7 protein-coding genes (1 of these 7 only partly in view) are annotated in these 7,043 nt (G+C 65.9%); 3 read left to right on the forward strand and 4 right to left on the reverse strand.

Annotated features, from left to right (window positions below; genetic code table 11):
• A protein-coding gene (locus H565_RS15760; protein WP_027460673.1) for a GGDEF domain-containing protein crosses the window boundary here: on the forward strand, positions 1-859 show its 3' portion. The gene continues 191 nt to the left of window position 1, outside the view; only the last 859 of its 1,050 coding nucleotides appear in the window; its start codon lies off the left edge, out of view; it ends in the stop codon at positions 857-859.
• Here the strand turns inward: H565_RS15760 and H565_RS0108580 are convergent.
• From H565_RS0108580 to H565_RS0108595, 4 genes are all read right to left on the reverse strand, one after another.
• Positions 856-1,884, reverse strand: a complete 1,029-nt coding sequence (locus H565_RS0108580; protein WP_027460674.1) for a glycoside hydrolase family 43 protein — start codon at positions 1,882-1,884, stop codon at positions 856-858. The two genes, H565_RS15760 and H565_RS0108580, sit on opposite strands and share 4 nt — an antisense overlap.
• A 1-nt stretch (position 1,885) precedes the next feature.
• The gene (locus H565_RS0108585) at positions 1,886-2,776 is read right to left on the reverse strand and encodes a carbohydrate ABC transporter permease (protein WP_027460675.1); all 891 of its coding nucleotides are present in this window, start codon (positions 2,774-2,776) and stop codon (positions 1,886-1,888) included.
• 1 nt (position 2,777) lies between these two features.
• Positions 2,778-3,743 carry a carbohydrate ABC transporter permease gene (locus tag H565_RS0108590; RefSeq protein ID WP_027460676.1) on the reverse strand — a complete coding sequence of 322 codons (966 nt, stop codon included), beginning with the start codon at positions 3,741-3,743 and terminating at the stop codon, positions 2,778-2,780.
• Positions 3,744-3,934: 191 nt separating this feature from the next.
• Positions 3,935-5,248 (reverse strand): ABC transporter substrate-binding protein, encoded by a 1,314-nt coding sequence (locus H565_RS0108595; RefSeq protein WP_027460677.1) that lies wholly within the window; start codon positions 5,246-5,248, stop codon positions 3,935-3,937.
• Positions 5,249-5,486: 238 nt separating this feature from the next.
• Here H565_RS0108595 and H565_RS0108600 point away from each other — a divergent pair, with 238 nt between their 5' ends.
• Positions 5,487-6,455: a glycoside hydrolase family 43 protein gene (locus tag H565_RS0108600; protein ID WP_027460678.1), complete on the forward strand. Its 969-nt coding sequence runs from the start codon at positions 5,487-5,489 to the stop codon at positions 6,453-6,455.
• A 132-nt stretch (positions 6,456-6,587) separates the two neighbouring features.
• The coding region (locus H565_RS17045) for an integrase core domain-containing protein (protein ID WP_425387398.1) at positions 6,588-7,043 on the forward strand (456 nt) is incomplete at its 3' end.

The following is a 7,043-nucleotide window of genomic DNA, read 5'->3' on the forward strand; positions in this document are numbered from 1 at the left end:
GGCGCGGGTGCGCGAGCACTTCCCGGTAGCCTACCTGCTCGTCCTGCTGGGGGGATGGGCGGGGTCGTTCTACGTCCTGCCGGACCATCCCGCCACGCCGATGGCCCGCTTGGGGACCCTGCTGCACACAACCTCCCTGTACGTATTCCTCTTTATGCGGCGCAAGCCTGTGGTGGCCCAGGGCCAGTCGCTGCTCGCCCTGGCCTTGCTGCTGCTGGTGGCCCTTCCCTACAGCTGGCAGAGCTACGGACAGCTGGGAGCCTTTGATGGCCCAGCGCTGCCCCTGACCCTGGTCTTTACCCACGGCATGCTCATCCTGGCCCTGCGCTCGTTCGCCGAAGCGCGGGTCGCCCTCGCCGAGGCGCATGCCCGCGCGCAGACCCTGCACGAGCTGGCGCACCGCGACCCCCTGACGGGCCTGCTCAACCGCCGCGCCCTGGAGCACGACCTCGCCACCTGGCCCTGGCGCGTGGGGGCACTTCTCGCCGTGATGGACGTCGACGGCCTTAAGGGAGTCAACGACACCCTAGGCCACGCCGCCGGGGACGACCTGCTGCGCCGTTTCGCACACGGCCTCGCTCAGGCAGCGGGGCCGGGGGGCCGTGCCTACCGCATCAGCGGCGACGAGTTCGCCCTGCTGCTGCCGGGCCAGGCGGCTGCCCGTCTAGAGACCCTCGTCGAAGCGGTCGCTGGGGAAGTTCGGCGCACCTACCCTCAGGCGGGTGCCAGCGTGGGCGGGGCGCGGTGGCAGCCGGGCGAAAGCGGGGGCGCTTGGCTGGCCCGCGCCGACCGCGCTATGTACCGCCACAAGGAGCGCCGCCGACCCAGCCACCAGAGGCCTGAGCTGGAACGGCCCTAGGGCCGCGCCGGAGCGGCTTGCGGAGTCAGGCTGGGGCCGCGGAGCACCGCCAAGCCGTTCTTCCAGCTGAGGGCGTCAAGCCGCATGGAGCGCTGCCCACCCCGTTCGTAGCCCACCTTTCCAACAGTCCAGGCGTGGTAATACAGCCAGGTTTGCCCCCGGCCATCGGTGATGATGCCCTGCCCGCCGGGTCCGGCCACCTTGCCGGTGGTCGCCAGCCACGGCTCCTCACGGCTGACCTTGCGAAAGGGACCGGTCGGGCGGGAGGCCACCGCGTAGCCCACCGCGTAGGTGTCACTGTTGTAGTCGGCGGCGCTGTAAAAGAGGTAGTACTTGCCTGCCCGTGCATACACCTGCGGCGCTTCGATGACGCTGCCCTCCCACAGCGCCCCGTTGTACAGCAGGTCGGTGGGATTCCCGACGAGCCTGAGGCCGTCCGCGCTGAGTTTTTGCACCCAGATGCCCGTAAACTGCCCGCAGCAGTTGCCGTCGTTTTTCCAGTACAGGTAGCGCTGCCCGTCCCGGTCCTGAAAGGGGCTGGCATCGATGCTCCCGCCGAGGTCAAGCTGACACACCAGCGGCGTGCCCCGCGTGTCGTTGAAGGGGCCAGTGGGCCGCTGGCTCACCGCCACGCCGATGCACTGGCGGCCACTCCCTACGTGGCGGGCGGTGTAGTACAGCACGTATCCGGCGCTCGTGCGGGCCACCTCCGGTGCCCAGGTATAGCCCCCCGTCGCCCAGCTGCCCAGCCGTCCCATCCCTTCACCCACCCGCTGCCAGCGCACAAGGTCGCTGCTCCTCAAGACGGGCAGGTCCACCCCGCCGCTGTTCGTGCCGTAGGCGTAATAGGTCCTTCCCACCCGCAGGATGAAGGGGTCGGGAAAGTCGTCGGGAATGACGGGGTTGGTATAGGTGGCGGGTCGCCCCGCCGCGGGCGGCTCGTTTCCTCCCGCCCAGGCGGGCAACCCTCCTTCCAGCAAGGCGGCGACGAGCAGGGGAGGGGCCAAGAGACGACTGTTCCGCATCTCACTCCTTGAGGCCTGTCGTCGACAGGCCTTCAATCAGGTAGCGCTGCGCGAGCAGGTAGGCGACCAGCACCGGGATGCTGGCGATGGCCGTCGAGGCCATCAATTTGCCGTAGTCGGTCACGTAGCGCTGCGAAAAGGTGTTCACGCCGACGGGCAACGTGAGCTTGTCGAGGTCGGTAATCACAAAGGTTGGCCAGATGAAGTTGTTCCACGACCCCATAAAGGCAAACACCCCCAGCGTGACCAGTGAAGGAATGCTCAGCGGCAAAATCACGTGCCGCAGCACTTGCAAGCTGCTCGCGCCGTCCAGCCGCGCCGCTTCCTCCAACTCGCGGGGAATGCTCAGAAAAAACTGCCGCAACAAAAACACCCCAAAAGCCCCCGCCAGCCCCGGCCAGATGAGCGCGTGGAAGGAGTTGATCCAGTCGAAGCGAATCATCATCAGGTAGGTGGGAATCAGGGTGACGATGCCCGGCACCATCATCGACCCCAGGATGAACCAGAAAATCGCCTCGCGCCCTGGAAAGCGCATCCGCGCAAGCGGATAGGCGGTCAGCGCACACAGCGCCACGTGCAGCACCGTGAAGACCGTCGCAACGAAAAAGGAGTTCCACATCCAGCGCAGGATGTTGCCGTCGGGTGAGGTCAGCACCTCGCGGTAGTTCTCCAGGGTGGGCCGGGCGGGCACCCACTGGGTCGGCGTGGAGATGACGTCCACTTCCGGCTTGACCGAGGTCGCCAGCATCCAATACACCGGTGCGAGGAAGATGACGGCCAGCACGCACAGCAGCGCGAAACGCGGCAGGTCACGCGGCAGCCGGAAGCGGCCAGGGGGCCTTCCTGCCCTGGTCTGCGGGGCTGCTGAGGCGCGGGTCGAGGGCGCGGCCACCCTATCCCTCCTCCCCGCCCCTCGCGTCCCGCGCCATGATGCGGAACTGCAAGTACGTAAACACCAGCATGGCCAGCCCGAACAAAAAGGCCATCGCCGAGGCGCTGGAGAACTGGTTGTTGGCAAAAGCTTCCTCGGTGATGTACTGCATCACGCTTTGGGTCGTGCGGTTGGGGCCGCCCCCCGTAATCACCAGCGTCTGCCCGAAGAGCTGGAAGCTCGCCAGCACGGTCGTCACGAACACAAACAGCGTGACCGGCCCCAGCAGCGGCCAGGTGATAAAGCGGAACTTGGCCCAGGAGGTGGCCCCATCGATGTCGGCGGCCTCGTAGTAGCTCGGCGAGATGTTGCCCAGTGCGGCGAGATAGAGGGTCATGTTAAAGCCAATCGTCCACCAGACGGTGCCCACAATCACGGGGACCCAGGCCAGCCCCTCGGACGAGAGAAAGGGCACGGGCGGCAAGCCGAACAGGTCGCTGCGAACGGCATTCACCAGCCCAATCTGGTTGTCGAACATCCAGCGCCACAGGATGCCCATCACCGACACCGTCAGAATCCCCGGCAAAAAGAACACCGACCGAAACAAGGCCCGCCCGAAGATGGGCCGGTGCAGCAGCAGCGCCAGCCCCAACGCCGTGCCGATGAGGAGCGGCACACTCACGAGCGTGAAAAAGCCGGTGTTCTTCATCGAGTTCCAGAAAAACTGCGATTGCGGCGTTTCCGGGTCAAAGAGGTTGCGGTAGTACTCCAGCCCCACAAAGGGCCGGGTCTCGGCGAGCAGGTCCCAGCGGTGCAGGCTCACCCACAGGCCATAGCCCACCGGATACACCACAAACACCGCAAACAGCGCCATGAAGGGCAGCAGATAGAGGTAAGGAGAGAGCGGATGGCCCTCGCGCTTCCCTCTGCGGCGGCGGCGGGTCAGGGGAGGGCGCGTCCCCTCCTGGCCCGGCACGCTCAGGCTCATGGCTGGACCCCCGGTGGGTACCAAGGCCACCGCGAGGGAGGACACACTCGGCCCTCGCGGGTGGGCGGGACAGGTCGTAAGCCGGTCATGGCGTACCTCCTCGGCAGCAGGGCAGGGGGGGAATCCCCCAACATGCCGGGGAAGCCTGCCCTGTCCCTTTTCTTCCTTACCTACCTTGGCCAAACTGGGAGTTACTGGAAGGTCTTGCGCGCCTGCGCAATCTGCTTGTTCGCCTCGTTGACCCCGGCGTCGAGGGCCGCTTTCACGCTCATTTTGCCGCTGTAAGCGTTGGCCCAAGCGTTGTCAAAGGGACCGAGCACCTGCCCGCCCCAAGGGAAGCCGGAGGTCGCGTAGATGTTGTCCAACTTCTCGAAGACGCCTGCGATGGGCCGGCTTTCAAACGCCTTGTTTTGCGCCACCGCGGGCATCACCGGTAGGCTGCCGGTTTCCGTCCAGGTGAGGTTTTGCGCGGGCGAGGTCATCCAGTTGATAAAGGTGAGGGCCGCCTGCCGTTTGTTGGGGTCGTACCCGGCCCGCTGCCGCGGCAGGGTCATGTGGCTGCTGCCGCCCCAGGCCGCGTCCTGCTTGGAGCCGATGCGCGGCACAAAAGCCACCCCGAAGTTCAGCTTCTGGCTCTCAAAGCGGTCGAGGTACCACTGCCCCGATGGGAAGAAACACACCTTGCCCTGGCTAAAGGCCGCGAGTTCAGCTTCTTCCGTGCTGTTGGGCCGGGCCACGTTGTGCTTCTGAACCAAGTCCACGAGGAACTGCACGGCTTCGACGGCCTGCGGCGAGTTGAAGCTCGCATTGAGGTTCTTGTCGACGAGCGAGCCGCCGTTTTGCAGGATGGCGGCGTAGGCCATCCGTGCGCCCACCCAGTTGTTGTAGAGGCTGATGCCCCAGGTGTCGAGGTTCTTCGGGTCAAAGCCCGCTTGCCCCGGTTTGCGCCCCGCCCGGTCGGTCGTGCAGGTGCGGGCCGCCGCGAGCAGCTCGGCGCGGGTGGTGGGGACTTTCGTGACCCCGGCTTTCTTCATCAGGTCCTTGTTGTAGAACATGACGTACGCCACCGAGGAAATCGGGACCCCGTAGGACTTGCCCTCATAGTCGGCAGTTTTAAACAGCGGCCCGTAAAAGCGCGACTTCTGAATGCCCGCCGCCCGCAGCTCCGCGTCACTCAGAGGCGAGACGGCCCCCCGCGCGATGAAGTTGGTGATTTGGTCCTCGTTGATGACCACAATGTCGGGGGCACGGCCCGAAGCCACCAGCGACGGCAGTTGCTGCCAGGTGGTGCCCCAGGGCTGGGCCTGCGCCCTTACCTCGATGTTGGGGTGCGCCGCATTGAACTGGGCAATCAGCCGCTCCATCACCGGGCGGTCAGCTCCGGTAAAGCCGTGCAGGTACGTCAGGGTAACCTTTGGCCCCCGGTAGGTTGAAGTCTGGGCCGCGGCAACGCCGCCGAGACCAGCCGCGAGAAGCAGGGCGGTAACACTGAGGGTCCGGTTCATGGTGCCTCCTGGAAAAAGAGGGAAGGGGGACGCAATCCTCGGCGGTGGGCGCAGGCGCTCCTGACTTCAAAGGCAGCCACTCCAGGAACAGAAAGCCCCGCCGAACCTCGCTCGTTCGGCAGCCGCCATGTCTAAAGGATTGCTTGACGCGAGCATATCACCCCGCTTGCTCGCCCTCTCTGTCACACTGCGGTCACCCGATTGACCGAATCTTTATTCCTGCCCCCCCGGAGACGCCATGACCGACGCTGGCCCGGCCCGCACCTACACCAACCCGGTGTATCCCGGCTATTTCGCTGACCCCTTTGTCCTGCGGTACGGCCAGGACTACTACGCCTACGGCACCAGCGGGCGACCTCATGAGGTGGGCCGCGTCTTCGAGGTGCTGCACTCCCGCGACCTGGTGCACTGGCGTTCCCTGGGGGGGGCGCTGGAGCCTCTGCCCGGTGCAGAGGCCCGCGACTATTGGGCACCGGAGGTCGCCCACCACGCGGGCCAGTTCTACCTCTACTACTCGGCGGGGGTGGGCGACCGGGGCCACCAGCTCCGGGTGGCTGTCGCGGACCAGCCTGCGGGGCCTTTTCGGGATTCCGGAAGTGTGCTCACGCCCGACAATCCCTTCACCATCGACGCGCATCCTTTTCAGGACGTGGACGGCACCTGGTACCTCTATTACGCTTGCGATTTCCTGGACGGCGAGCGGGTGGGCACGGCGCTCGCGGTGGCCCGTCTGGAGGGAATGACCCGCCTCGCCGGACCGTCCCGCACCGTGCTGCGGGCCAGCCAGGATTGGCAGCTCTATCGGCGTGGGCGCGAGATGTACGGGGCGGTGTACGACTGGTACACCCTGGAGGGGCCGTTTGTGGTTCGGCGGGCCGGACGCTATTTCTGCTTCTACTCCGGCGGCGCGTGGGAGGAACCGAGCTACGGCGTCTCCTACGCGGTGGCCGACCACCCCTTTGGTCCCTGGACCGAGCCGCCGGGGAACGGCCCCGCCCTGCTGCGCACCGTCCCCGGCCACGTCCTCGGCCCCGGCCACAACTCGGTGGTCACGGGTCCCGACGGGCGCGACTACCTCGTCTACCACGCTTGGGACCCCCAGAAAACGGCGCGCCGAATGCGCCTCGACGCCATCGAGTGGACCCCGGACGGCCCCCGTGTGGATGGCCCCAGCTTCACCCCGCGCCCAGTCCCGGCGCTGCTTTAAGCTGGCGGACCTGCACAGAAGGTCGCCAGCCACCAAAATCAATATATACAAAAGAGGAAAAGCTTCAGCCCCTTTTCCCCTGCCCTTCATTCCCATCCCACCCGTCTGGCTCCCCGCTTGGCTTCTCTTTTCATGAATGGTCGCTGCCAGGATTTCGTCAGGTCCTTCCTGCTACACCGGGGAAATGGCCTTTACCCCGGACCGTCCCTCTTCTCTCGGCTGCGACTGCACCCAGCTTTCCCCCTCGGCAGGGGATGGTCTGCTCCCCGAAAACTGGCCGTTCAGGACATCGGCACCCGGTTTATTCAGCCTGGAAAACCCTGGCAGAACGGGTTCGCCGAGAGTTTTCACTCTCGGCTGCGGGAGGAGTGCCTGAACCAGGAGGTGTTCTACTCGGCCCGGCACGCCCAGGTGGTCCTGGATGGCTACCGGGAGTTTTTCAACGCCAGGAGGCCACATTCGTCGCTGAGCTACCGGACCCCCGACGAGTTCGCTCGGCAGGCCAGGGGGCGGCCTGACGCCCCCCTTTGCGGACAGGACACCGCAAATGTGGTCGTCCGACCTTCCCCTGGTCAAGCAGGAAAAGCC

The organism is Deinococcus murrayi DSM 11303, from assembly GCF_000482805.1.
Taxonomy (GTDB): Bacteria; Deinococcota; Deinococci; order Deinococcales; family Deinococcaceae; genus Deinococcus; species Deinococcus murrayi.

What these genes read in the sequence shown, in the direction of transcription:
- H565_RS0108580 (WP_027460674.1), bottom strand. Translation starts at nt 1,884, where the DNA reads ATGCGGAACAGTCGTCTCTTGGCCCCTCCCCTGCTCGTCGCCGCCTTG.
- H565_RS0108590 (WP_027460676.1), bottom strand. Translation starts at nt 3,743, where the DNA reads ATGAGCCTGAGCGTGCCGGGCCAGGAGGGGACGCGCCCTCCCCTGACC.
- H565_RS0108595 (WP_027460677.1), bottom strand. Translation starts at nt 5,248, where the DNA reads ATGAACCGGACCCTCAGTGTTACCGCCCTGCTTCTCGCGGCTGGTCTC.
- H565_RS0108600 (WP_027460678.1), top strand. Translation starts at nt 5,487, where the DNA reads ATGACCGACGCTGGCCCGGCCCGCACCTACACCAACCCGGTGTATCCC.